Genomic DNA, 24,380 nt, shown 5'->3' on the forward strand with positions numbered 1-24,380 from the left:
GGCGCCCCCGCGCTTGGCTGATAGGGCCAAGCCTGCGATGGCGTGCGGGATGACTATACACGATACCCTGCTCGAGCCCGGTCGCAACTGCTGGCGCATCGAAGATGCCGAACGGGCGACAGTCATTGTCGATGCCGACGATTATTTCAAAGCCGCTCGTGCCGCGATGATGAAGGCCAAGACGCAAATCCTGCTCGTCGGCTGGGATTTCGACGCGCGTATCCGGTTCGGCGGCGATGTCGACGACGGCGGCCCGGAACGCGTCGGCGCGTTCGTCAGCTGGCTGGCGAAGCGCACGCCGGGGCTGAACATCCATATTCTCCGCTGGGATACCGGCGCGATCAAGACGCTGTTCCACGGCCAGACGCTGGTGCGGATCGCCCGCTGGATCAAGGATCCACAGGTCCATCTGCGGCTTGACGGGCATCATCCCCCCGCCGGATCGCATCACCAGAAAGTGGTCGTGATCGACGACGACGTCGCGTTCTGCGGCGGGATCGACATGACCGTCGATCGCTGGGACACGCGCGACCATGCCGACGACGAGCCGCGCCGATTAGAGCCGGACGGCACGGCCTATGGCCCGTGGCACGATGCGACGACGATGTTGCAAGGACCGGTGGCACGCGCGCTGGGCGATATGTGTCGCGGCCGCTGGGAGGTATCCGGCGGCGGTGCGCTGGAACCGGTAGCCGATGGCGCAGATTGCTGGCCCGAGCACGTGACCGCGGATTTCACCGACGTCGAAGTGGGCATCGCGCTGACCATCCCCGAGATGGCTGAACAGGAGCCACGCCATGATATCGAGGCGCTGTACGTCGACCTGATCGCGCGGACGAAACGCTTCTTCTATGCCGAAAGCCAGTATTTTGCATCGCGCAAGGTGGCCGAAGCGATCGGCAAGCGGCTGCAGGAACCCGACGGTCCCGAATTCGTCATCGTCCACCCGACCACCGCGGAAGGCTGGCTTGAGCCGATAGCGATGGATTCGGCACGCGCCCGCCTGGTCGAGGCGCTGCACGAACACGACCCGCACAAGCGTCTGCGCCTCTATCACCCGTTCACCGCGGGGGGGCAGCCGATCTACGTCCATGCCAAGGTGACGGTGGTCGACGACGAGGTGCTGCGCGTCGGTTCGTCCAACTTCAACAACCGCTCGTTGCGGCTCGACACCGAATGCGACGTCGTGATCGACGCCGGCCGGGCTCGCAATGCGGGCGAGCGCGGCACGATCGCCAGCATCCGCAACGACCTGCTCGCCGAACATCTCGACAGCGACCCCGACACGATCGAGGCGATGATCGCGGAGACGGGTTCGATCATCGAGACGATAGAGCGACTGCGCGGCGATGGCCGGTCGCTACGGCCCTATGAGGTGCCCGAACTCGATTCCGTGCGCGAATGGCTGGCGGACAACAAGATCCTCGATCCGGAAGGGCCCAGCGAGATGTTCGAGGGGCTGGCGGGCCGCAAGCCCCTGCTGAAGAACCTGCGTCCCCACCTGCACCGCGCGGATGGCAGCATCTCGCCGGTCATGGCCGCGGTCGCCGTGGGCGGGACCGCCGCCGGCATCGCATTGGTTGGCACGATGCTCTGGAGCCGTCTCCACAAGACGTAACGGTCGGCGCCGGTACCCCGCCAGCGGCGTGCCCCGCATCTCTTATGTTCATTTTGGGCCGATCGTCATGCATGTATTTGACAGACGGAGCATTTCGACGTTGTATCGCGGCCGTAACAACGCGGGGTTCCGGGTCGTTAGCCTACCCTCCCGCGGATCGGATCATGGATGCCAAGCTCCGCTATCGTCGCGCCGGGGCACCGTGCGTCGTCTTCGTCGTCCGGTATCGACGCATGCGACCGCGAACCGATCCACATCCCGGGGTCGATACAACCCCATGGCCTCTTGCTGGTCGCCAGCCTTCCCACGCTGACGGTCGTTTCCGGCGCCGGCGATATCGAGACGTCGCTGGCACGCGACTGGCTCGGTAAACCGCTGGGCGACCTTCTCCGGCAGGACGTAACCGACACGCTCGGTGCTCGCCCCACCGGGTCGACGGTTGCCCTTAACGACGTCCAGGGGATCACGCAGACCTTCGTCGCGGTGGCGCATCGGTCGCTCGGCGTCCTGATCGTCGAACTCGAGCCTGCGCCACCCTCGATGCCGTCGTCGATCGACGTCCTGTCCGCGATGGAGGAGGCCGCCGCCACCTTCGAGCAGGCGTTCGGGCTCAGGGAACTCTGCGAACGTGCGGCACGCGCCTTCCGCCACCTGACCGGGTTCGACCGGGTCATGGTGTACCGCTTTCTCGACGACGATGCCGGTGTCGTGGTCGCGGAGGATCGCGATCCGGCCGCGAACAGTTTTCTCAACCAGCATTTTCCCGCCTCGGACATCCCCAGCCAGGCGCGGGCGCTGTATGTCCGAAACCGCGTCCGAATCATCCCCGACGTCGGATACGAACCGGCGCCGATGCGCCCGCAGGCCGCCGCCTCGCTAGACCTGAGCGATGTCGGGCTCCGAAGCGTGTCGCCGATCCATCTGCAATATCTGAAGAACATGGGCGTCACCGCGTCCGCCTCGATCTCGATCGTCCGCGACGGCCGGTTATGGGGGCTGATCGCGTGCCATCATCCGACGACGCGATTCCTGCCCCTGCATGTCCGGATGGCATGTCGCGCGCTCGCGGGCAGCCTGTCGCGGCAGATCAAGGCGAAGGAGGACGCCGAACTCTACCGCGAACGCATCCGGTTGCGCTCTGCGGAGGATGCCGTCGTGCTGCGGCTCGGTAGCGACATCTCGCTCGCCGGCTTCTTCGCCACCGCGGGCGACGACATGTGCCGGATGTTGGGCGCGGACAGCTTTGCCGCCGTCCGCGGGAGCGAGCTGTACGTCGCGGGCCGCTCGCCGCGCCATGCCGACGTGCTGGCGGTCGCCGCCTATGTCGGCGAACGTGCGAGGACGGTGCCCTTCTCGACCGACCGACTGTCCGAACAGCTTCCCGACGCGGTCGCTTATCAGGATCTGGCGAGCGGTGTTCTCGCGGTCACCATGTCGACCGACGAACCGACCATCCTGATCTGGTTTCGCGCCGAACAGATCGAGGTGGTGAACTGGGCGGGCAACCCGCACAAGGACGTGCCCGCCGATCCCGACGTACCGCTGAGCCCGCGTGCTTCGTTCGAGAGCTGGAGCGAGGCGGTGCGCGGTCGGTCTGCGCCCTGGACGCTGTTCGAGATCGAGGCGGCGAGCCGGCTTCGGCGGACGATGTTCGAGGCGCGCCAGAACCGCCGCCTGTTCGAGGTGAACCGCGAGCTGACCGCGACGATCGCCGACAACGAAAGCCTGCTGCTGCAAAAGGATTACCTCATCAAGGAGGTACATCACCGCGTGCAGAACAGTCTCCAGCTCGTCTCCGCGTTCCTCGGATTGCAGGGCAAGGCTGTCGGCGACGAGGTATTGACCGCGCATCTCGCGGAGGCGCAGCGCCGGCTGTCCGCGGTCGCGATGGTCCACCGTCGGCTTCATTCGGACGAGCATCTCCAGGCGATCGACCTCGCGCGCTACATCGGTGACCTGTGTTCCGAGATCAAATCGACGATGGACCGGTCCTGGGGCGACGCGATCCAGCTCGACCTCGCGCCCGTGCTCATCTCGACCGAGCGTGCGGTCAATGTCGGGCTGATCCTGACCGAGCTGGTCATCAACGCCAACAAATACGCCTATGCGGGCGGCTCCGGTCCGATCACGATCGAGCTCGAACAGCATCGCAACCGCTTCCGGCTGGTGGTTTCCGATCGCGGCGCGGGGAAGACGGGCACGGGAGCCGGGTTCGGCTCGCGGATGCTGTCGTCGATGGTCAAGCGCCTGGCCGGGACGATCGAGGAAACCGATAATGATCCCGGCCTGAGGGTCACGGTGACGGCGCCGATCGGCGACGAATAGATCCCGCCCACTCGGCGGGCCGACGTAAGGTCGTGTCGATATCCTGCGTTACTTTACCTGCAGTTAGTTGGATCAACCGGACATTTCCGCCAGCCCTTCGCGTTGACGCTCGCCGATGACTGGCATGCGGAGAAAGACAAATGGCCGTTAAATTTGCAGGAACGATGAACGCGATCAATCGCGGCCTCGATGCGACCAAGCCGACCAAGGGCGCCGACATGGTCGAGGATTGGGAAGCCGCCCTCGCCGAGATCGATACGCCGGGCGCAAAGGGCATCCTTCGCGACCTAGGGTCACTACGCAAGCAACTGGAACGTGACGAACCCGACGCCGACCGCGTCCACGCGCTGCTGCACCGCCTCGGTACCGCGACCACCAAGATCGCCGATAAGGCGGACAAGTCGCAGGACAAGCTGAAGGCGCTCGGCGAAGCGCTGACCGAAGCCGGTGAAGACGCACCGGACGAGGAAGAGGACGTTGCCGCCGCCGCGAGCCCCAAGCGCGCGCGCAAGAAGGGTTGAACGAAGAACGGGCCGGCGATCGCATGATCGCCGGCCCGTCCATTTTATTGGGGCACGAAAGGCTCAGACGGTAACCGCTTCGGCCTTTGCGTTTAGCTTCGACGTCGCCATTGCGGTCAGCTTGTCGTCGGTCGCATATTCCTCATCGAGCGTTTCCTTGAGGATCGCCGCGATCTCTTTGTGCCCAAGCTGGTTCGCCCATGCGATCAGCGTGCCGTAGCGCGCGATTTCATAATGCTCGACCGCCTGCGCCGACGCGATCAGCGCCGCGTCGAGCACTGCCTTGTCGGCGATCTCGCCCGCGACCTCGTTAGCTTCCTTGATGATGCCGTCGATCGCCGGGCAGGTCACGGCCTTGGCCTTCTCGCCGAGCAGTTCGAAGATCCGCTCCAGGCGAACGATCTGGCCTTCGGTCTCGCGCAGATGCGTTTCGAAGCCCTTCTTCAGGGCAGGCGCCGTCGCCTTCTCGGTCATCTTCGGCAGCGCCTTGGTGATCTGGTTCTCGGCGTAATACACGTCCTGCAACTGGTGCAGAAACAGGTCTTCGAACGTCGCGATGTCCTTGGAAAACAGACCCATGATCATATCCTCGCATAGCTGCTGCACGCGAAGCGAAATGCTCCGGTGGTGGGGAAACGCCCTTGCTGAGAGGTAAGTTTCGTCACGCAGCCACCACCGGATGCACGCCGGTTATACGCTCAGCTTGGCCGCCGTCTCGGCGATCCGCTTGCCCTGATAGCGCGCACCGTCGAGCTCGTCCTTGCTCGGCTGGCGACTGCCGTCACCGTCCGACAGCGTCGAGGCGCCGTACGGCGTACCGCCCTTGACCGTGTCGACGCCCATCTGCGCCTGGAAGCCGTAATCCAGTCCGACGATCGTCATGCCGTGATGCAGCAGGTTGGTGATGATCGAGAGCAGCGTCGTCTCCTGGCCGCCATGCTGGCTCGCCGTCGAGGTGAACGCACCGCCGACCTTGCCGATCAGCGCGCCGGTGAACCACTGGCCACCCGTCGTGTCCCAGAACTGTGCCATCTGCGCGGGCATCCGGCCGAACCGAGTCGGCGCACCGACGATGATCGCGTCGTAATTGGCAAGTGCATCGGGGCCTTCGATCACGGCGTGTGCGCTGTCGGTCTTGAAGTGCGCGGCCTCGATCACCGCCTGCGGTGCGGTTTCAGCGACGCGACGGATGTCGACCTCGGCCCCACCGGCGCGTGCGCCCTCGGCGACGGCATCTGCCATCTGCTCGATATGGCCGTAAGACGAGTAATAGAGCACGAGAACCTTGGTCATGGTGTTTCCTTCTTGGCTCCCCCTCCCGCAAGCGGGAGGGGCTGGGGGGTGGGCGCCCGGTCGCAGCAAGCGTCCGGGTTGAATGGCGTCTCTTCGACTATCGTTGCGGTGGGGGTGAGCGCGTGCCCACCCCCTGCCCCCTCCCGCAAGCGGGAAGGGGAAAGCTTATTCCGAGTCTACCAGAACGATCTCGGCATCTTCTTGAGCCGTGATCGTCACCGTCTGGCCGCCGAGCAGCGCCGCTCCGTCGCGGGCGCCGAAGCTCTGGTCGTCGATCGTGATCGCCCCGGTTGCCGGCACGAGATACACGTGCCGTCCCTCGCCGACCGCATAGTCGACGCTGTCACCGGCCTTCAGCGTAGCCGCCAGCACCCGCGCATTCGCCCGGATCGGCAACGCATCGCCGTCACCCTCGAACCCGCTGGCAAGCGTCACGAACTGGCCCGAGCGCTCGCCCTTCGGAAACGGCTTGGCACCCCAGCTCGGCGAGCCACCTTTGCGCGAAGGCTCGATCCAGATCTGGAAGATCGTCGTCGTCTCGGGTTCGAGATTATACTCGGCATGCCGCACGCCGGTACCGGCACTCATCACCTGGACGTCGCCGGCTTCGGTGCGGCCCTTGTTGCCGAGCGAATCCTGGTGCGTGATCGCCCCGCTGCGGACATAGGTGATGATCTCCATGTCCTGATGCGGATGCGGCGGAAAGCCCGAGTTCGCGGCGATCTGGTCGTCGTTCCAAACCCGGATCGCGCCCCAGCCCATGCGTGCGGGATCGTAATAGCTCGCGAACGAGAAATGATGCCGCGCGTTCAGCCAGCCATGGTCGGCATGGCCGAGACTGTCGAAGGAACGGCGTTCGATTTTGGAAAGGGTCGTGGTCGTCATGATTGGTCTCCACTGGTTGAACCCAAGATAGGCGCGTGGATCACACCGTAAATAGAAACGCTGGAAACCGATCGTTTCGTTGGCTAGCTTGCCGTCGAGTTTACAGGCGGTAGCGATATTCGGTTTTTTCGATCCTCCCCCGCCAGGGGGAGGTGGCGCCAAAGGCGACGGAGGGGGAGGACACGGAACGGACGTGGCTCGTACCGCCCCCTCCGTCTGGCAAGCGCCAGCCACCTCCCCCTGGCGGGGGAGGATTGCGGAAGTTGAACATCTACGCAGCCCAGTTCTGTTGGAGACCCCCATGCGCCTGCCCGATCTCGAAGCCTGGGCGATCTTCGCCAGCGTCGTCGAGCACCGCTCGTTCAGCGCCGCCGCCGACGCGATCGGGCTCAGTAAGGCGACCGTCTCGAAGGCGATCACCCGGCTCGAGGCGCATCTCGGCCAGTCGCTGTTCCACCGCACCTCGCGACGCCTGGCCCTGACCGAAGCCGGCAAACCCCTCGCCGAGCACGCCGCGCGCATCCTTGCTGAAGCCCGCGCGGCGGAAGAATCTGCCCATGACGCGGCCAGCGCGCATACCGGCCGCGTCCGCCTCGCCGCGCCGATGAGCTTCGGCATCACCAACGTCGCGCCGATCCTCGCCGAGTTCCTCGTCGCGCACCCCGGTATCGAGGTCGACTTCCACTTGTCGGACGCCCGCGTCGACATCGTCGCGGAAGGCTTCGACGTCGCGCTGCGGATCGCCGAACTCCCCGACAGCTCGCTGCGTGCCCGCCGCTTGTGCAGCATCCAGGCACACACCGTCGCCGCACCCAGCTACCTTGCGAAGCACGGCACCCCGACGCACCCCGCGCAACTCGGCGAACACAAGCTGTTCGGTTATTCGAACATCGTCGGCCCGTGGCGCTTCCACGGCCCCGGCGGCGGCGACGTGTCTGTCCGCCTGCAGGGGCAGCTTACCGCGAACAGTGGCGAGGCGATCGTTCCCGCGCTGATTGCCGGCCTCGGTATCGCGCGCCTGCCCGACTTCATCGTCAACGCCCATCTAGCCTCTGGAAAGCTCGTCACGATCCTCGACGATTGGGCGCCCGCGAAGATCGGCCTCCACCTTCTTACTCCGCCAAGCCCGCTCCGTCCGGCCCGCGTCGAGGCGCTGATAGATTTCCTCGCCGCGCGACTGCGCGACGCAGGCTGAGCGCCATGCCCGCGGATGATTTGTAAGGAAAACAAGCGGTCAGCAGCTACCCGGAAGCACCTGGACACCAACCTTAGTTCGAAATTAACCTTTTGCCTTCAGATGTTGTGTGGTTAATGAATCTAAGTCGAGCGGCTGACATGGGGTGTCGGACGGTCTCGCGATAAGGGGACGACGCATGCGGGTGCTGCTGATCGAGGACGAGCCGACCACGGCGAAGGCTATCGAGCTGATGCTGACGACCGAAGGGTTCAACGTCTACATCACCGATCTCGGGGAAGAAGGCCTCGATCTGGGCAAGCTGTATGATTACGACATCATCCTGCTCGACCTGAACCTGCCCGACATGCACGGGTACGACGTGCTCAAGCGCCTGCGGGTCGCGCGCGTGTCGACACCGGTGCTGATCCTGTCGGGCGTCAACGAGATGGACTCCAAGGTGCGGAGCTTCGGGTTCGGCGCCGACGACTACGTCACCAAGCCGTTCCACCGCGAGGAACTGGTCGCGCGCATCCACGCGGTCGTCCGCCGCTCGAAGGGCCACAGCCAGTCGGTCATCCGTACGGGCAAGCTGGCCGTCAACCTCGACGCCAAGACGGTCGAAGTCGATGGCAGCCGCGTCCACCTGACCGGCAAGGAATATGCGATGCTGGAGCTGCTCTCGCTCCGCAAGGGCACGACCTTGACCAAGGAAATGTTCCTCAACCACCTGTATGGCGGGATGGACGAGCCCGAGTTGAAGATCATCGACGTGTTCATCTGCAAGCTGCGCAAGAAGCTCAGCCTGGCATGTGACGGCGAGAATTACATCGAGACCGTATGGGGTCGCGGCTACGTGCTGCGCGAACCCGACGAAGCGCTCGAAGCCCAGGTCGCGTAACTCCCCTGTACTCGGGAGCGCATGAGGCCGCGGTACCGGGGGGTGCCGCGGCCTTTCCTATTTACGCCGCCAGCGCCGGAACAGCCCACGCTTGCTGAGCGACTCGAACATCTCCTGCGGGCCTTCGGGATCGAGCACCTCGTTGTCGGCCAGCCATTCCTCTACCGTGGTCAGATCGGGCACTTCGTAACAGCGCAACGTCTTCCCTTGCCCTTGCGAACCTTGGCGCAACCGCTCGATCGTCCGGATCAGCGATCCCGTTTCCGCGATGAGATCGGTCACCACCTGCGATTCGACGCCGAGATGCTCCGCGATCAGGCCGTCGCGAATCGCCGCGATACCGTTCGACGTCGCGATGTCGGTCGCACGGATCGCCAGGTCGCACTCGGTATCTAACCGCAGCGACCGGTTGTTCATGTTCGACGAGCCTAGGCGGAACACGTCGTCATCCGCGATCAGGATCTTGGCGTGGCAATAGATCGGCGCGCCGCCCGCGGTGTACGGATGGTACATGCGCAGCCGCTTGTGCGTGTCGCGGCGGTGCAGCGCCTCCATCAGCCGCGCCCGCGCGGTGTCCATCGCAAGCGGCTCCAGCCACCCCTGCGCGGTCGTCGGATTGATGATGACGATCTCGGGGCCATTCGCCTCGTCGAGCCGCTTCGCGACCGCTTCCGCGATCTTGCGCGACGCGAAATACTGGCTCTCGATATACAGATATTTCTTCGCCCGCGCGATCTGACCGAGAAACAACGCCTCGCTCTCGTACACGGGTTCCTGGTCGGACATTTCGGGTTCGCTGCGCGCGATCGCCACGTCGACGTTCCGGAAGTCGACCGCCAGACCCTCGGGCCAACTCCGCCCGCCCGGCACGCCGGGTGCCATCTTCATGCCGCCTGCCAGGTGCCAGCGGCGGCGGAACAGCTCGCCCAGCGCATGGGCGACAGGTCCCTCCACCGCGCTGATCGCGTCATGCCAGGGCTTGTACGGCTTGCCCGATGGTTGCACGCGGTGCGGATCGCCGTCGAGGTGCTCGCGCGTGTCCCAGCGATCGCCGGTCATGTCGATGCCGCCGCAGAACGCGAGCGCATCGTCGATGATGACGATCTTCTGGTGATGCGATGCCGCAGTGGGATGATGCCCGTCGAGCTTGGTATGGATGCGCTTGTGCCGCATCCATCTGAGCATCGTGAACAGCGTCGACCCGCGGAACAGTGACTTGATCGCGCCGGTATCCCAGCGCAGCACGAAAATCTCGAGCTCGGGTTCGCGCTCGACCAACCAATGCATGAAGCCGCCCAGCGTCTTGGGCTCGCCCGGACGGTCTACGCCCGGCTCCAGCGAGATACGCGCGTCGAAGTCCCAGCCGATCAGCAGGATGCGGCGCCTGGCGCCCAGCATCGCGACGCGTGCGGTACGGAAATAGTCCGCGGCATCGACGATCACCGCCATCCGGTCGGCACGTTCGATCCGCCAGCATTCCGTCCCGACCTGCATTCACGTCCCTTCGCCTGCCCGTCGGCACTATGCGCGGCGGCGCAATTGGTTGCGAGGACGCCCTGTATCGCCGCCGCCCGTGCGCCTATCTAACGCGTCGATGCTTCCCCCTACCCAGCCCCCGGTGCAGCGCAAGGTGATCCACGTCGACATGGACGCCTTCTATGCGTCGGTCGAACAGCGCGACGATCCCTCGCTCAGGGGCAAGCCTGTCGCGGTCGGCGGCTCGCGGGCGCGCGGTGTGGTGGCCGCGGCAAGCTATGAGGCGCGCGCGTTCGGCGTGCGCAGCGCAATGCCGTCGGTCACCGCGATCCGACGCTGCCCCGACCTGGTGTTCGTGCCGCCGCGGTTCGACGTGTACCGCGGCGTATCGGACCAGATCCGTGCGATCTTCGCCGATTACACCGCACTGATCGAGCCGTTGTCGCTCGACGAGGCGTATCTGGACGTGACCGAGGACATTCGGGGCTTGGGCACCGCGGCCGCGATCGCCGAGGAGATCCGCGCCAGGATCAAGGCGGATACCGGCCTCACCGCGTCGGCCGGGGTCAGTTACAACAAGTTCATCGCCAAGCTCGCCTCCGACCAGAACAAGCCCGATGGAATCTGCATCATCACGCCGAAGCGTGGCGCGGCCTTCGTCCAGTCGTTGCCGGTGAAGCGCTTCCACGGCGTCGGCCCGGTCACTGCGCAGAAGATGGAGCGACTCGGCATCCTCACCGGAGCCGATCTGTTCGCGCAAAGCCTGGCGTTCCTCCAGGCGCATTTCGGCAGCTATGCGGACTATCTGTATGGTGCGGCGCGCGGCATCGACCATCGTCCGGTGCGCGTCGATCGCACCGCGAAGTCGGTCGGCGCGGAACGCACGTTCGAAACCAATCTCAGCGATTCCGCAGACCTGCGCGCGGCGCTCGACCGGGTCGCAGACGCGGCCTGGGTCCGGATCGAGCGACACGGTACGCGCGGACGGACGATCACGCTGAAGCTGCGCCACGCCGATTTCCGTACGATCACGCGCGCACGGTCCTCGGCTTCCGTCGTGACGGACAAGGCGGCCTTCCTTGCCGCCGGACTCGAACTGCTGATGGCGCAACTGCCGATCTCCGACGGGGTGCGACTGCTGGGACTTACTCTGTCGGGGATCATGGGCGAAGACGAGGACGTGCAGCCGAGCTTGCTGTGACCGTCTTTACGTAGACGGTCGCTGTTGCCGCGCTGACACCGATCTCGATCCGAGGCACCGGCGATCGGTTCGTAGGGAGCCCTACGATGCGGCTGGCGCCGTTGCCGTATCGACACCATGCAGCGTGAGCAGCGCAACCGCGCCCAACCCTGGGCCGTCGCTTTCCAATCGCAGCGAACCGTCCATCGCGTTCATCGAATTCGCGCACCAGTGCAGCCCTAGCCCGCCCGATTTGTGCGCGCGCGTCGAGAAGCCGCGTTGGAACAGCATCGCGGCACTTTCAGGCGAGAACCCTTCGCCATCATCGCGGATCAGGATCGTCACGCGGCCCTCGGCGCTCGTGATCGACGTGATGATCGATCCGCTGCCGAGCCCCCGCGCGACGATCGATTCGACCGCGTTGCCGAACAGATTGCCGATGACCTGGCTCAGGATCACCCGACTTGCCAATACCATGCTCGGCCCCGCCGGAAAGCTGAACGCGATAGAGGCATCTTGCGAATAGCGGGCGATCGTCGCGTTGCGGGCGATGATATCGGTGACGTCGCACACTTCAAGCTTGGGGCGTTCGTGCGCGGCACTCTGCTGTTGCCCGATGATCTCCAGGACATGTGCCATCGCCTCGCGGCCGATGGTGAGTTCGCGGCGGGTTGCCTCGCGACTGGCCACCTCCGCATCGATTGCGGCGGTTACGAACGCCGCGAGCTTCTTACGGCGTTCGTCCGGCATGCCACCACGCGCGAGTTCGGCGATCGCCCGGTCGAGCGTGGCACGGTCGATCGCCGCCGGTTGCGCGATGCCCTGGCTGAGGATCGTGCTGATCGGGTTCAGCGCGTTGCGGACATTGTGCATGACCGCGACCGCGCTTTCGCTGCGCCCGAGATCGAACGACTGCACCTCGATCCGTTCGCGCAGATCCTTCAACTGGCGCAGCATCGCGTTGAAGCTTCGGCCGAGCGACCCGATCTCGTCGCGTCTGCCGTCCTCTTCGAGCAGCGCGAGCGAACCCGATGCGCGGACGCGTTGCATATGATCCTCGACCCGGTGGAGCGGGCGCAGGACGGATCGCTCGATCATCCGTCGCAGCACGACCAGCATCAAGAGCAGCAGCACCGTAGAACCCGCGACCGCGAGCAGCAGCATCCGGCGGCCCAGCAGCAATACGTCGCGCGGTACGCTGAACCGCGTGCGGGCGACGGCGTGTCCGTTCGGCCCCAACATCGGCACCGCGATCATCATCTTGGACGTGCCGAGAGCGACAGCCTTGGCATTGCCGCGCACGTTCAGGTCGATCGTCGCGTCGAGCCCGAGCAGGTCCGAAATCCGTTTTGCATCGATCACCCGTGCCATCAGGACATAGCCACGCGCCGTGCCGGTTCCGTCCGAACGGCGAACCTGCGCCACGCCGATCGCCGCGACGCTGTTACCGATTTTCGCAAAAAACCGCCCCGAACTGCGCCCGCCCAGGACGCGCCTAAGATCGGTCTGGCCGATCATCGCGGTCAGCTGCTCGCGCGTGCCGATACGTTCGGCACCGCTGGTCGGATCGCGCCAGCGGGCAATGACGATCCGGCCGTCAGGCGCGACATACGCCATGCCCTGAACGTCGATGTTGCGCATCGCCTGCGGTGAAAAACTTTCGCGTTCGAACTGCGTGTCAGGGTGCGCCATGTAATCGTAGCTGTCGCTCCAGTCGCCATGGTCGCGCACCGCGCTTTCCAGTTGGGCCGCGTATTCGGACAGTGCCGCACGCGTGCGCTCGACATGTGCGGCGATCGCCTTGTCTTCGAGCTTCGTGAAACTGGGCGTGATGATCGTTCCCAGCAGAAGCGTGACCGCGACCGCTGCGGCAAGGCCGACCACGGTCATGATCAACACCAGCTTTGCACCGAGCGACGTGCGGCTCCGCATCCGGCCGAACTGTAGCCCGAGCGTCGCGGGAAGACGGCCCCTCCCGGTGGTCGGCATCAGCCGAGCATCCCGCCGCCCAGCTTGCGAGGCACCACCGCCGCGTCGCCGGCCGTGTCGTCTTCGCCGCCCATGAACCGCGCATTCGCCATATCGAGCGCGATCGTAGCGGTGACGGGGCGCGAAAAATAATAGCCCTGAAGATGGCTGGCGCCGGCGAGACGCAATGCCTGAACCTGCGCTTCGGTCTCGACGCCTTCCGCGATTACGCCGAGGCCAAGAGCGCGGCCAAGATGGATGATCGAATGGACGATGGCGGCGCTTTCGCGTTCGCGGCCCATGCCGTCGATGAACGAACGGTCGATCTTCAGGCAGTCGAGCGCGAACTTGCGGATGTTGTAGAGGCTGGAATAGCCCGTCCCGAAATCGTCGAGCGCGATCCGGAAGCCCATCTGGCGCAGCTTGTAGAGCGTCTCCGCGGCGCGTTCGGCGTCGTCGAAGATCGCGGTCTCGGTGATTTCGATCTGCAACCGCGCAGGCGCGATCCCGGCGCGCTGGACGCACTTCATGATGTGGCCGACGAAGTTGTGGCGGCGGAACTGGCGGGGCGAGAAATTGACCGAGACATACTGGCCGGGCCATTGCTTCAGCACCTCCAGCGCCTGACCAAGCACCCAATCGCCGAGTTCGTGGATGAGGTTCGATTCCTCCGCGATCGGAATGAACGTCGCCGGGCTCATCTCCCCGTATTCGCGCGTATTCCAGCGGACCAGCGCCTCGAACCCGACCACCTCCACCCCGTCGCGCGAGACGATCGGCTGATAGACCAGGCTCAACTCTCCCTTGGCGATCGCCTGGCTCAGCCCCCCTTCGACACGACGACGAAAGCGGATCCCCTCGTCCATGCCTTCGTCGAACAACCGGACGATACCGCGGCCGCTGCGCTTGGCATCGTTAAGCGCGAGATCGGAGCGACGCATGACGTCGACCGGATCGTGCCCCTGCCCGCCTTCGCTGACGACGAGCCCCGCAGACGCGCCGCCCTGGACCGAATTACCGAACACCTGGAGGCTGACCGAGCATGCCGCGACGACTCGCTCACACGCCATCACCGCCTCCGCCTCGCCCGTCGTTTCGAACAGAATGCCGAATTCGTCGCCGCCGAGCCGGGCGACGAGCGCCTGTTCGGGCGATGACCGGCCGAGGATGCCGCATATTTCGCGGATGAGCGCGTCGCCGGCGAGATGCCCGAGCGTATCGTTGACCAGCTTGAAACGATCGAGATCGACCATCACCGTCGCGAACAGTCCCTTGGTCCGGGTCCGTTCGGACAACGCGCGCAGGAAGGCGAGCCGATTGGGCGCGTCGGTCAGCGAATCATGCGTCGCGATGTGGATCGCACGGCTCTCGTTCGCAGCGAGTTCGGCGCTCTGTTCTTCCAGCTGAATGACCTGCGCCGCAAGCATTTCGCGGGCGGATTTGAGTTCACGATCGATCTCCCAGCGCTTGGCGAGCGCGGTCGCGGTCTGCGTGATCTCCGCGACCTCGAAAGGCTTGGCGATGTAGAAGATCTTGTCCGCCGGCCCTGCGACCTTGCTGATCTCGATCGGCGCGAAATCGGAATAACCGGTGACAATGACGAGGTTGATCTCGGTATCTAGCGCGCGGATGCGTTTGGCGGTCTCGCGGCCATCGATACCGGGCGGCATGCGGATATCGATGAATGCGACCGCAAACGGTTCTTCATCCCGCCGCGATCGGTCGACCGCATCGACCGCTTCAAGCCCCTGGTGACACTGTGTCAGCGTGAAATTCGGTAAACCCTCTCCGCCCGGGGCATTCTCACCGAATAGATCGGCGGCCATCGAACCAAGCGCATCCCCGCTGTCCGACCGCTGCCCGGCAAAGCTGCGCCGGTAGCTGTCGTGCATCGCCGGCTCGTCGTCCACGATGAGAATCCGCATCGAATAACCGCTCCTTGTGGGCACTGCATCCACGGTTCGCGGTGACGCCCTGTGCCGCTCTCTATTGCAGCAAGGGCTAGTCGATTACGGTTAAGACGCTGTGAACGACGTTTCGAGTTGGTGGCCAAGTGCCTGAGCACCCAGCACGATTGCTCCAAGCGGGCCGGCGTTGTTGCCAAGCGCTGGCGGGACGATGAACGTGTCGGTCAGTGCCACCTCGGGCAGCGTGATATAGCCGCCGAGGCTGCGCGTCATCGCCGCCCGTACGCGTGGGAACAGATGCGATGCGCCCATCACGCCGCCGCCCATCACGATCCGGCGGGGTATCCCGGTCAGCACCAGCGTATGGCAGAGCTGGCCGAGCGCGTCGGCGACGCCGTCCCATACGGGATGTTCCGCCGGGGCTTCGTCGGCAGGGAAGCCGATCCGCGCGGCGATCGCCGGGCCGGCGACGAGCCCCTCGATGCAGGCGCCGTGGAACGGGCAATTGCCGATCCAGTCATCGCCGCGGAACCGCGCGGGGCGGATATGGCCGAGTTCGGAATGCGTCAGCCCGTCGACCGGGCGGTTACCCGCGATCATGCCGGCGCCGACGCCGGTTCCGACGGTGACATAGGCGATATCGGGCAGCCCCTTGGCAGCACCCCAGAACGCCTCGGCCAGCGCCGCGCCGACGACATCGCTGTGAAAGCCGGTGGGTACGCCGTAGCGACGTTGCAGGCGACCGGCGATGTCCGTTCCTGCCCAGCCGGGCTTCGGCGTCGAAGTAATGTGGCCGTAATCGTGCGAGTGACGATCGATCGAAACCGGACCAAAACTGGCGATACCGATCGCCACGAACCCGCTCCAACGATCGAGCACCGCCTCGATCGCGGCAAGCGTCTCGTCGGGCCGGGTCGTGGGAATGCGTACGGTTTCTTCGATCTGGTCGGGGCCGCGCGCAAGAATGCAGATGCATTTCGTGCCACCGAGTTCGATTCCTGCGACCAGTGGTGCTTCCGTCATCCTCAACTCCCAACGCGTTGTTGCGGCCCGCTTCCTTTGCTGCGGTGCTCGCGTCAAGAGGCGAGCACGCGGCCTGGCGTGATTGCGATCACCGTGAACGAGGATTTCCCTTGCTGTCGATCTGGCCGATCATGCGTTAAGATAGTCGAGTTCACACGAACAGACAGGAATTTCCGATGGCGAAGAAACCCGCAAAGCTGCCCAAAGTCGACACGAACGTATCGAGCGAGGCGCAGCCGCAGTACCAGGTCGAGTATCGCGAAATCCAGCCGTACGGCACGTTGAAGCGCCTGCCGATCGCGCTCGAGGACAATGCCCGCGCGCAGAGCGTGGCGATCCTGAACCAGGTGCTCGCCGACACGATGACGATCCGCGACATGTACAAGAAGCATCATTGGCAGATGTCGGGCGCGACGTTCTACCAACTACACCTGTTGCTGGACAAACATTACGAGGAGCAGGCTGCGCTCGTCGATCTTATCGCAGAACGCATCATGGCGCTTGGCGGCATTTCGATCGCAATGGCACCGGATGTCGCCGAGATGACCACCATTCCGCGTCCACCGAAGGGCCGCGAGGATGTGCCGACCCAGCTTGCACGTCTGCTCGAAGCGCACGAGATCATCCTGCGCCAGGCACATGAGGGTGCGGAAGCGGCCGACGAATCCGGCGACGACGGCACCAACGACCTGCTGGTGAGCAATATCGTCCGCACACACGAGCCGCAGGTGTGGTTCCTGGCGGAGCATCTCGCCGCAACCGAACTGGTACGCGGCGACAAGTAAGCGGGCGCCCCTCCTCCTGCATATCGTCGGAAGAGGGGCAGCGTCGCCTCGTTGAGCCGACCTGATCGCCCCGACGGGAAACCGTCGGGCGATTTGTCTTAGCGGGTGGCGTTGTACTTGAGCTGGTCGTCGGTCAGTTGGAACCCGACCAATGCCTCGAAGCTGGCACGCAGGACGGCCTGACGAACTTCGGGGGTGCTCAGCGGATCGACCGCAGCATCCTGATCGCCGGCCTTGCGCCTGCGCGTGAGCTTCTCACGAACGTCGGCGGGCAGCGTCGCGGCCGACCGTGCGACGGTCGCCGATGCGGTCGCCGAAGCGGAGGCGAGCGCCTGGCCCGCATCGAAGTGCAACGCGACACGGCCGACGCGCTTGGCGACGACCGCGCTGCCGCCGCGGACGACGGTGATGAAGTACGGCAACGTCACGTCGCGCGCGCCTTCGGTACGGCTACGGCGGGCACGGATATCGAACGTGACGCTGGTGACGACCTGATCGGTCGCGTCGGCGCAGGTCGATCGGACGTTCGTCATCAATGCGGCGACGTCGATCGCCGACTGGTCGCGGCTGGTGGTTGGGTTGAACAGCGTGATGTCGCCGGTTGCAGCCGGGATCGCCACCGGCGGGCAGACCGAGCGGACCGCGGAAATGCCGCCGGTCGCGTCGACTTCGCCCTTGCTGGCGCACCCGCCGAGAAGAAGTGCACACGCGGAAACGGCTAGGATGGGGGCTTTCACGGGAACGCGTACCTTCTCGAACGAGCGTTGAGAGCGTCGTGACGACACGCGCTCCCTGATCGGCGGGCACCATAGGAACCGGCTATCGTCCAGGCAAGCAATCGCGTAGAGGCTGACGCATCATGAGCCCAATCGACAAGCCGCCGCTCGAACTGTTGATCGCAGCACCCCGAGGCTTTTGCGCAGGCGTCGACCGCGCGATCCGGATCGTCGAACTGGCGATCGAGAAACACGGGGCGCCGGTCTATGTCCGCCACGAGATCGTCCACAACAAGTTCGTCGTCGACACGCTGAAGGCAAAGGGCGCGATCTTCGTTGAGGAACTGAACGAAGTGCCCGACGGCGCACCCGTCGTGTTTTCGGCGCACGGGGTGCCAAAATCGGTGCCGCTCGACGCGCAGAACCGCGGTCTTGAATATCTCGATGCAACCTGCCCGCTGGTCTCGAAGGTGCATCGCCAGGCAGAGCGACTGGTGGCAGCGGGGCGGCATATCGTGTTTATCGGCCATGCCGGGCATCCCGAGGTGATCGGCACGTTCGGACAGGTGCCGCCAGGGTCGATGTCGCTGATCGAGACGGTCGCGGATGCCGAGGTGTTCATGCCGATCGATCATACCAACCTCGCCTTCCTGACGCAGACGACGTTGTCGGTCGACGACACCGCCGCCGTCGTGGCGACGTTGCAGCGCCGCTTCCCGCAGATGCTGCCGCCGCGCGGCGAGGACATCTGTTACGCCACGTCGAACCGCCAGACCGCGGTCAAGGCGATTGCCCATAGCGTCGACGCGGTGCTGGTGATCGGTGCGCCCAATTCGTCGAACTCGGTGCGCCTCGTCGAAGTCGCCGAGCGCGAGGGTACGCCGGCGATGCTGATCCAGCGCGCGAGCGACCTCGACTGGGATTTCCTGGCGGGCGTCGGCTCGCTGGGGATCACGGCCGGTGCGTCGGCACCCGAATTGCTGGTACGCGAACTGGTCGATCGGCTGTCGGAGCGTTTCACGGTGTCGGAGCGCGAAGTCGAGACGAACCGCGAGACGATCGCGTTCAAGCTGCCACGTGGACTGGAGGCGGCCGCCTAGCATGGCGGTGTATACGCAGGTGTCGGCGGAGGCGCTGGGCGCGTTCCTCGCCAAGTTCGATCACGGCGAGCTCGTCTCGGCAAAGGGCATCGCCGAGGGGGTCGAGAACAGCAACTACCTGGTCGATACGACGACCGGGCGGTTCATCCTGACGCTGTATGAAAAGCGCGTGTCGGCGGACGATTTGCCGTTCTTCATGGCGATGCTCGATCATCTCGCGGTCGACGGTAACCCCGTGCCGCGCGCGCTGCCCGATCGCAGCGGTGCGCTGATCCACGAGCTTTGCGGGCGGCCGGCGTGCCTGATCGAGTTCCTGACCGGGGTGTCGGTGTCGCATCCGACCGAGGCGCAGGCACGCGCAGCGGGGGCGGCGATGGGCTCGATGCATGTGAGCCTTGCCGGGTTTGCGCAGGAGCGCGCGAACACGCTGGGGCCGGACGGGTGGCGCGCATTGCTGGCGAAGTGCGGCCGCGATCTGGATGCGATCGAGCCGGGACTGTTCGATACCGTCAGCGCGGCGGCGGATGCGGTGGTCGCGGCCTGGCCTGCCGACCTGCCTTGCAGCGTCATCCATGCCGACCTGTTTCCCGACAATGTGCTGATGCTCGGCGACCGGGTGACGGGGGTGATCGACTTCTATTTCGCGTGCACCGACGTCCGCGCGTACGATCTGGCCATCATGCACAGCGCGTGGGCGTTCGATGCTCAGGGCGAACATTATGACGCTGCGGTCGGCAAGGCGCTGGTCGGCGGCTATGTCGATCGGCATCCGCTCTCGTCGGCCGAACGCGCCGCGCTGCCGGTGCTGGCGCAGGGTGCGTGCCTTCGCTTCCTGGCGACGCGCGCGTGGGATTGGCTCAATACGCCGGCGGATGCGCTGGTGACGCGCAAGGATCCGCTGGCGTACTGGCGGCGGTTCGAGGCGTATCGCAAGGACGATCTATTCGCATGACTGACGACACCGACGTTTCCATCACCAAGGTCGAGATCTTCACCGACGGCGCGTGCAAGGGCAATCCGGGGCCCGGCGGCTGGGGCGCGGTGATCCGCATGGGCGCGCACGAGAAGGAGTTGTCGGGCGGCGAGACGCCGACGACCAACAACCGGATGGAGATGACCGCAGCGATCGAGGCGCTCAACGCGCTGACCCGGCCGTGCGCGGTGACACTGTATACCGACAGCAAATACGTGATGGACGGCCTCACCAAGTGGGTGAAGGGCTGGCAGCGCAACGGCTGGAAGACCGCCGACAAGAAGCCGGTGAAGAATGCGGAGCTGTGGCACGCGCTCCTGGCGGCGGTGGCGCGGCACAAGATCGAGTGGCAATGGGTCAAGGGCCATGCCGGGCATCCCGAGAACGAGCGGGCGGACAAGCTGGCGAGCGATGCTGCGGTGGCTGCCGGACGACGCTAGGCCCGTCGCTGCCCCCTCCGTCACCTTCGCGACACCTCCTCCTGGCGGAGAGGATTGTGAGGGTTACGCGCCTACCACGTCGCCGAATTGCGTGTCCGTGCGCATGTCCCGTCATGACGGATCGCGGTTCATCGTCAGGCTGATGATGACGATGCCGGCATGCGGCGGCCTTGCCGGACGTGGCAGGCGGACGATGCGGCGGCCTGAACGATACGCTGCCAAGGTCGTTGCCTTCGCGCGCCGCGTCGCGTCGACGGCATGCCAGCCGACCACTGCGAGCGCGACTTGCGCGGCATCGATGATCGCGACGCTCGACTGACGGCCGCGATCCCGCATCCTTTCCCAGGACCGCTGCAACCCGGTTTGCATCATATCAATCGACGGCAATTTCGCTGGATTTAGCGGTGCTCTTGAAAACGACTTGGCGAGTAGCGAGTCGCATCGATCGCCGCGATCGCGGGATCCGGGGTGGTACGGAGCAGGAGACTCGCGGCGAGCAACGATGCACCGGGCGCGGTCTGGATGCCGAAGCCGCCCTGCCCTGCGCACCAGAAAAACCCGGGCATGCAGGCGTCGAAGCCGTAAACAGGCAGGCGATCGGGTGCGAACGTGCGCAGCCCTGCCCAACGTCGCTCGACCGCGGCGACACGCCAGTCGACGACCTTTTCGAACCGGTCGACCGCGATGGCGATGTCGATTTCCTCGGGCGCGGCGTCGCACGGGTCGGTCGGGGTTTCGTCGTGCGGGCTAAGCCATAGCCGGCCACCGGGTTCGGGTTTGAAATAGAAGCGGCCGGCGATGTCCGCGACGTGCGGCAAGCCAGCGGGTGCGCCGGGATCGGTGCGGAGTTGCGCCATCGTACGACGATACGCTTGCAAGCCTAGCGGACGTACGCCGGCACGGACAGCGACCGTATCGGCCCAGGCGCCCGCCGCGTTGACGAGCGTGCTCGCACGGAAGCGGCCGGCCTTCGTCTCGATCGTCCAGACGCCATCCGCGCGCGTTGCGGCGATCAATGCGGCATCGGTGACGAAATCCACGCGCGCACGCCGAGCCGCGGCGATGCCGTCAGCATGCAGACGAGCGACATCGATATAGGCGCAACTCGCCTCCTGCACGCCGAGCGTCCATGCGGAGCGAAGGCCGGGGATGAACGCGGCCGGATCAACGCGGTGAAGGACGACATCGCTATCCGCGAACTCCGCGAGGAACGCGTCCATCGCGGCCTCGTCGTCGGCGCGCCCGATATGCAGCGACCCGAGCGGTGCCAGATGCCCCCCGGCCTGGAGGAACGAGCCCGAGGCGGTGGTAAGCGGCTGGATATCGGGGCCGCCATAGGTTTCCGACCAGAACGCCGCCGAACGTCCGGTCGCGTGATAGCCGGGCGCATCCTCGGCCTCGAGAACGAGCGTGCGTGCCTGCGATCCGATCGCCGCAGCGAGGCTGGTGCCCGCCATGCCGGCGCCGACGATCGCGATATCGTACACGGCCGCCGTCATCGCGACGACACACACGCGGCCAGGAACGAATCGATCGCCGACAGCGCGCGATTGCGCACCGGATCCGCCTCCCGCAGGATTTCGTGCGCGGATTCCGGGCCGAAGCGAACGACTTGCGCGTCCGGCAAGCGGGCAGCGAGGCGGAGCGCGGCGCGTGAATCGACCAGCTTGTCGGCCTCGGCGACCAGCATCAGCACCGGCGTCTCGATCGACTCGACGCGCGGATCGACGGCAAGTGCGGCGGCGCCCGCGAACCCTTGTGCGAGCCACGCCCAACTCGGGGGGCCGAGCACCAGTTCGGGATGTTGCCGCTGCCACCAGCCTTCGTCGGCGTAGCGGTCGACGTCGTGCGTCAGCAGCGTTTGTCGCGACGCGACCGAACCGGGGCGCTCGTTGCTGCGCCATGCCGCGCGGGCCGGGTCGCCGCGCATTGCCATCCAGTGTGCGACCATACCGCTGAACGCCGCTCCGAGTGGCGCTTTCAGTCCGATCATCGGCGCGACGAGGATCGCGGCATCGGGCCGGATCGTGCGATTCGCGAGCGCCCGCATCACCATCATGCCACCCATCGAGTGACCGAGTATGGCGCTGGGCAGGTCGCCGTCCGCGATCCAGTCCGCCCAGAACGCGGCGAGATCCGCGTCGAACACGCCGTAATCGCTTGCATGGCCGACATGTGGATTGGCCGACAACCGTCCCGAACCACCCTGCCCGCGCCAGTCGAACGCAGTGACCGACCAGCCTTCGGCATGGAAATGTGCGAGCGTCTCCAGATATTTCTCGAAGATATCACCGCGACCGGTCTGGAACAGCAGGCGCCCACGGGGGCTGGCCGCGGGCCAGTCAAAACGCCGCAGTTTCCAGCCATCGGGCGCCGTCCACCACCCCACGCGCGCATCGCCGGGAATCGCACGACGCACGACCTGGAGGGCGTCCGACCCGGCGAAGGTCCCGGAACTGGGAAGGAAATTACCGGGGACGGTTACTTTTTCGAAAGCCATCTCCGTTAGGACCTAGCCGATGGGGTGGAACATTGCTCTTCCAATTTTGATCGTGATACTCGGTGGCCTGCTGGTTTCCGCCGGGATCCAGGACGTGCGGACGCGCGAGATCGCCAATTGGAAGAACGCGGCGATCGCGCTGCTGGCCCCCGCCTGGTGGTACGCGAACGGCCTGGACGTCTGGCCGGGCATGGCGCTCCAGGTCGGTTGCGCGCTGGTGGTGTTCGCCGTGTTCCTGCTCGCATTCCACTTTGGGATGATGGGTGGCGGCGACGTGAAGCTGATCGTCGCGCTGGCGCTGTGGCTTCCGTTCCCGGCATTTCTGTCGATGCTGATGGTCATGTCGATCGCAGGTGGCGTCGTCACGATCGTGATGATGATCGAACACAGAATCAAGAAAAACTCCGGACAGATCGAAGTTCCATACGGCGTAGCGATAGCATTCGCTGGGCTTCTTTCGATCCGCGAACCACTCCTTAATCAGTTTCAGTGATGATTAATGTCGGAACACACTCCCGGCGCCTGAAAGGCACGATGTAGTCATGGATAGTCGCAAGATCGTTTTGCTGGTTGGTGCGCTGATAGTCGCAGCCATCACGGCATTCTTTGCCAGGACACTCATCGCCGGGAGCTCGGCGCCGCAAGCGGGTGCCGCCGTGGTCGCCGCGCCGGTCATCGACGGGCCCGAAGTTCTGGTGGCAACACGCTCGCTGCCGGTCGGGACGATCCTGGATGCGACGGCGCTGAAATTTCAGCCCTGGCCAAAGGAGCTGGTCGACAACGCCTATTACCTGAAGGACAAGACCAACCTCCAGTCGCTGCAAGGCACGGTGGTGCGCAGCATCATCACGGCAGGGCAGCCGGTGACGCAGGGCTCGCTGGTGAAGCCCGGTGACCGTGGGTTCCTGGCCGCCGCACTCGGACCGGGCATGCGGGCGGTGACCGTCCCGGTGTCGGCGCAGGCTGCGGTCGCTGGCTTCGTGTTTCCCGGTGACCGGATCGATCTGGTCCTGACCCAGACGGTCGCCGGTGGTGGCGAAGGCCAGCCGCTGAAAGTCTCCGAGACGATCATGCGCAACATCCGCGTGCTCGCCACCGACCAGCGCACAGACAACCTGGTCGGCGAGGACGGCAAGACGAAGGTGCAGGCGTTCTCCAACGTGACGATCGAGGCGACGCCGAAGATGGCGGAGCAGGTCGCGGTCGCACAGACGCTGGGGACGCTGTCGCTGTCGCTGCGCTCGATCGCGGACAATTCTGCCGAACTCGAAGAGGCAATCGCCTCGGGTGCGGTGACGGTACCGGACGGCAACGATCCCAAGGCCGAGAAGGCGATGATGGTTCGGCTTGCGAGCCAGCCCTCCGCCGGCGCCGCCACCTACCAGACCGGAGCTGACGTCTCGCGTTATCAGCGCAGCAGCGTACCGGGCAAGGAGGCTCAGGGTGGTGGGATGAGCGGCGGGATGGGTGGACCGCCGATGCAGGGCGTGCCGGTCGCGCCATCCGCTGGCGGCGCGGTTGCCGTCCAGGGACCGGTCGTGCGGGTCGCCCGCGGCAACGCATTGACCGTCGTTCCGGTCGGGGGGAAGAATTAA

General features: G+C 65.3%; 23 protein-coding genes. 12 read left to right on the forward strand and 11 right to left on the reverse strand.

The features are described from left to right. Positions 1-49 precede the first annotated feature (49 nt). The 3 genes from AC1MLZ_RS07550 (at position 50) to AC1MLZ_RS07560 (ending at position 4,464) form a co-directional block, all read left to right on the forward strand. Positions 50-1,618 (forward strand): phospholipase D-like domain-containing protein, encoded by a 1,569-nt coding sequence (locus AC1MLZ_RS07550; protein WP_480961092.1) that lies wholly within the window; start codon positions 50-52, stop codon positions 1,616-1,618. A 168-nt stretch (positions 1,619-1,786) separates the two neighbouring features. Beyond that, positions 1,787-3,943: a histidine kinase dimerization/phosphoacceptor domain -containing protein gene (locus AC1MLZ_RS07555; protein WP_480961093.1), complete on the forward strand. Its 2,157-nt coding sequence runs from the start codon at positions 1,787-1,789 to the stop codon at positions 3,941-3,943. Between the two features lie 140 nt (positions 3,944-4,083). Further along, positions 4,084-4,464: a hypothetical protein gene (locus tag AC1MLZ_RS07560; RefSeq protein ID WP_480961094.1), complete on the forward strand. Its 381-nt coding sequence runs from the start codon at positions 4,084-4,086 to the stop codon at positions 4,462-4,464. 63 nt (positions 4,465-4,527) lie between these two features. Here the strand turns inward: AC1MLZ_RS07560 and AC1MLZ_RS07565 are convergent, their stop codons facing one another. The 3 genes from AC1MLZ_RS07565 to AC1MLZ_RS07575 form a co-directional block, all read right to left on the reverse strand. After that, positions 4,528-5,043, reverse strand: coding sequence for a YciE/YciF ferroxidase family protein (locus AC1MLZ_RS07565; RefSeq protein ID WP_480961095.1), 516 nt, complete (start codon positions 5,041-5,043; stop codon positions 4,528-4,530). 111 nt (positions 5,044-5,154) lie between these two features. Further along, complete coding sequence (wrbA, locus tag AC1MLZ_RS07570) at positions 5,155-5,757, reverse strand: NAD(P)H:quinone oxidoreductase (protein WP_480961096.1); 603 nt, start codon at positions 5,755-5,757, stop codon at positions 5,155-5,157. A gap of 165 nt (positions 5,758-5,922) precedes the next feature. Next, positions 5,923-6,642, reverse strand: coding sequence for a pirin family protein (locus AC1MLZ_RS07575; RefSeq protein ID WP_480961097.1), 720 nt, complete (start codon positions 6,640-6,642; stop codon positions 5,923-5,925). Positions 6,643-6,943: 301 nt separating this feature from the next. On the opposite strand from AC1MLZ_RS07575, the gene AC1MLZ_RS07580 reads away from it, so the two are divergent. Next, complete coding sequence (locus AC1MLZ_RS07580) at positions 6,944-7,837, forward strand: LysR family transcriptional regulator (RefSeq protein ID WP_480961492.1); 894 nt, start codon at positions 6,944-6,946, stop codon at positions 7,835-7,837. A 178-nt stretch (positions 7,838-8,015) separates the two neighbouring features. Continuing rightward, complete coding sequence (gene ctrA / locus AC1MLZ_RS07585) at positions 8,016-8,717, forward strand: response regulator transcription factor CtrA (RefSeq protein ID WP_093398904.1); 702 nt, start codon at positions 8,016-8,018, stop codon at positions 8,715-8,717. 57 nt (positions 8,718-8,774) lie between these two features. On the opposite strand, the gene AC1MLZ_RS07590 is transcribed toward ctrA, so the two are convergent. Further along, positions 8,775-10,211 carry a phospholipase D-like domain-containing protein gene (locus AC1MLZ_RS07590; RefSeq protein ID WP_480961098.1) on the reverse strand — a complete coding sequence of 479 codons (1,437 nt, stop codon included), beginning with the start codon at positions 10,209-10,211 and terminating at the stop codon, positions 8,775-8,777. A gap of 100 nt (positions 10,212-10,311) precedes the next feature. Between AC1MLZ_RS07590 and dinB the strand changes: the two genes are divergently transcribed. Then, positions 10,312-11,394 (forward strand): DNA polymerase IV, encoded by a 1,083-nt coding sequence (gene dinB, locus AC1MLZ_RS07595; protein ID WP_480961099.1) that lies wholly within the window; start codon positions 10,312-10,314, stop codon positions 11,392-11,394. 81 nt (positions 11,395-11,475) lie between these two features. On the opposite strand, the gene AC1MLZ_RS07600 is transcribed toward dinB, so the two are convergent. The 3 genes from AC1MLZ_RS07600 to AC1MLZ_RS07610 all read right to left on the reverse strand — a co-directional run bounded on the left by AC1MLZ_RS07600 (position 11,476) and on the right by AC1MLZ_RS07610 (position 16,271). Further along, positions 11,476-13,362, reverse strand: a complete 1,887-nt coding sequence (locus AC1MLZ_RS07600) for a CHASE4 domain-containing protein (protein ID WP_480961100.1) — start codon at positions 13,360-13,362, stop codon at positions 11,476-11,478. Continuing rightward, positions 13,362-15,266: a putative bifunctional diguanylate cyclase/phosphodiesterase gene (locus AC1MLZ_RS07605; protein ID WP_480961101.1), complete on the reverse strand. Its 1,905-nt coding sequence runs from the start codon at positions 15,264-15,266 to the stop codon at positions 13,362-13,364. The genes AC1MLZ_RS07600 and AC1MLZ_RS07605 overlap by 1 nt, the downstream gene beginning before the upstream one ends. A gap of 90 nt (positions 15,267-15,356) precedes the next feature. Next, the gene (locus AC1MLZ_RS07610; RefSeq protein WP_480961102.1) at positions 15,357-16,271 is read right to left on the reverse strand and encodes an ROK family protein; all 915 of its coding nucleotides are present in this window, start codon (positions 16,269-16,271) and stop codon (positions 15,357-15,359) included. 176 nt (positions 16,272-16,447) lie between these two features. Between AC1MLZ_RS07610 and AC1MLZ_RS07615 the strand changes: the two genes are divergently transcribed. Further along, the gene (locus AC1MLZ_RS07615; protein WP_480961103.1) at positions 16,448-17,056 is read left to right on the forward strand and encodes a Dps family protein; all 609 of its coding nucleotides are present in this window, start codon (positions 16,448-16,450) and stop codon (positions 17,054-17,056) included. A 98-nt stretch (positions 17,057-17,154) separates the two neighbouring features. Here the strand turns inward: AC1MLZ_RS07615 and AC1MLZ_RS07620 are convergent, their stop codons facing one another. Next, the gene (locus tag AC1MLZ_RS07620; RefSeq protein ID WP_480961104.1) at positions 17,155-17,793 is read right to left on the reverse strand and encodes a hypothetical protein; all 639 of its coding nucleotides are present in this window, start codon (positions 17,791-17,793) and stop codon (positions 17,155-17,157) included. Positions 17,794-17,915: 122 nt separating this feature from the next. On the opposite strand from AC1MLZ_RS07620, the gene ispH reads away from it, so the two are divergent. From ispH to rnhA, 3 genes are read left to right on the forward strand one after another with little or no spacing between them, the layout of a single operon-like run. Then, a complete protein-coding gene (ispH, locus tag AC1MLZ_RS07625) occupies positions 17,916-18,872 on the forward strand; it encodes a 4-hydroxy-3-methylbut-2-enyl diphosphate reductase (protein ID WP_480961105.1) in 957 nt (318 codons plus the stop codon). A gap of 1 nt (position 18,873) precedes the next feature. Beyond that, complete coding sequence (gene thrB, locus AC1MLZ_RS07630; protein WP_480961106.1) at positions 18,874-19,824, forward strand: homoserine kinase; 951 nt, start codon at positions 18,874-18,876, stop codon at positions 19,822-19,824. After that, positions 19,821-20,285 (forward strand): ribonuclease HI, encoded by a 465-nt coding sequence (rnhA, locus tag AC1MLZ_RS07635; protein ID WP_132735670.1) that lies wholly within the window; start codon positions 19,821-19,823, stop codon positions 20,283-20,285. The genes thrB and rnhA overlap by 4 nt, the downstream gene beginning before the upstream one ends. Positions 20,286-20,396: 111 nt before the next feature. On the opposite strand, the gene AC1MLZ_RS07640 is transcribed toward rnhA, so the two are convergent. The 3 genes from AC1MLZ_RS07640 to AC1MLZ_RS07650 all read right to left on the reverse strand — a co-directional run bounded on the left by AC1MLZ_RS07640 (position 20,397) and on the right by AC1MLZ_RS07650 (position 22,785). Further along, positions 20,397-20,621, reverse strand: a complete 225-nt coding sequence (locus AC1MLZ_RS07640) for a hypothetical protein (RefSeq protein WP_480961107.1) — start codon at positions 20,619-20,621, stop codon at positions 20,397-20,399. 62 nt (positions 20,622-20,683) lie between these two features. Next, the gene (locus AC1MLZ_RS07645; protein ID WP_480961108.1) at positions 20,684-21,784 is read right to left on the reverse strand and encodes an NAD(P)/FAD-dependent oxidoreductase; all 1,101 of its coding nucleotides are present in this window, start codon (positions 21,782-21,784) and stop codon (positions 20,684-20,686) included. Beyond that, entirely contained in the window at positions 21,781-22,785 is a 1,005-nt protein-coding gene (locus AC1MLZ_RS07650) for an alpha/beta hydrolase (protein ID WP_480961109.1), read from the reverse strand. Before AC1MLZ_RS07650 ends, AC1MLZ_RS07645 begins: the two co-directional genes overlap by 4 nt. A 19-nt stretch (positions 22,786-22,804) precedes the next feature. On the opposite strand from AC1MLZ_RS07650, the gene AC1MLZ_RS07655 reads away from it, so the two are divergent. Both AC1MLZ_RS07655 and cpaB read left to right on the forward strand, forming a co-directional pair. Then, positions 22,805-23,278 carry an A24 family peptidase gene (locus tag AC1MLZ_RS07655; RefSeq protein WP_480961110.1) on the forward strand — a complete coding sequence of 158 codons (474 nt, stop codon included), beginning with the start codon at positions 22,805-22,807 and terminating at the stop codon, positions 23,276-23,278. A 49-nt stretch (positions 23,279-23,327) separates the two neighbouring features. After that, positions 23,328-24,380 (forward strand): Flp pilus assembly protein CpaB, encoded by a 1,053-nt coding sequence (gene cpaB / locus AC1MLZ_RS07660; protein WP_480961111.1) that lies wholly within the window; start codon positions 23,328-23,330, stop codon positions 24,378-24,380.

This window comes from Sphingomonas sp. PEI4 (genome assembly GCF_056679955.1).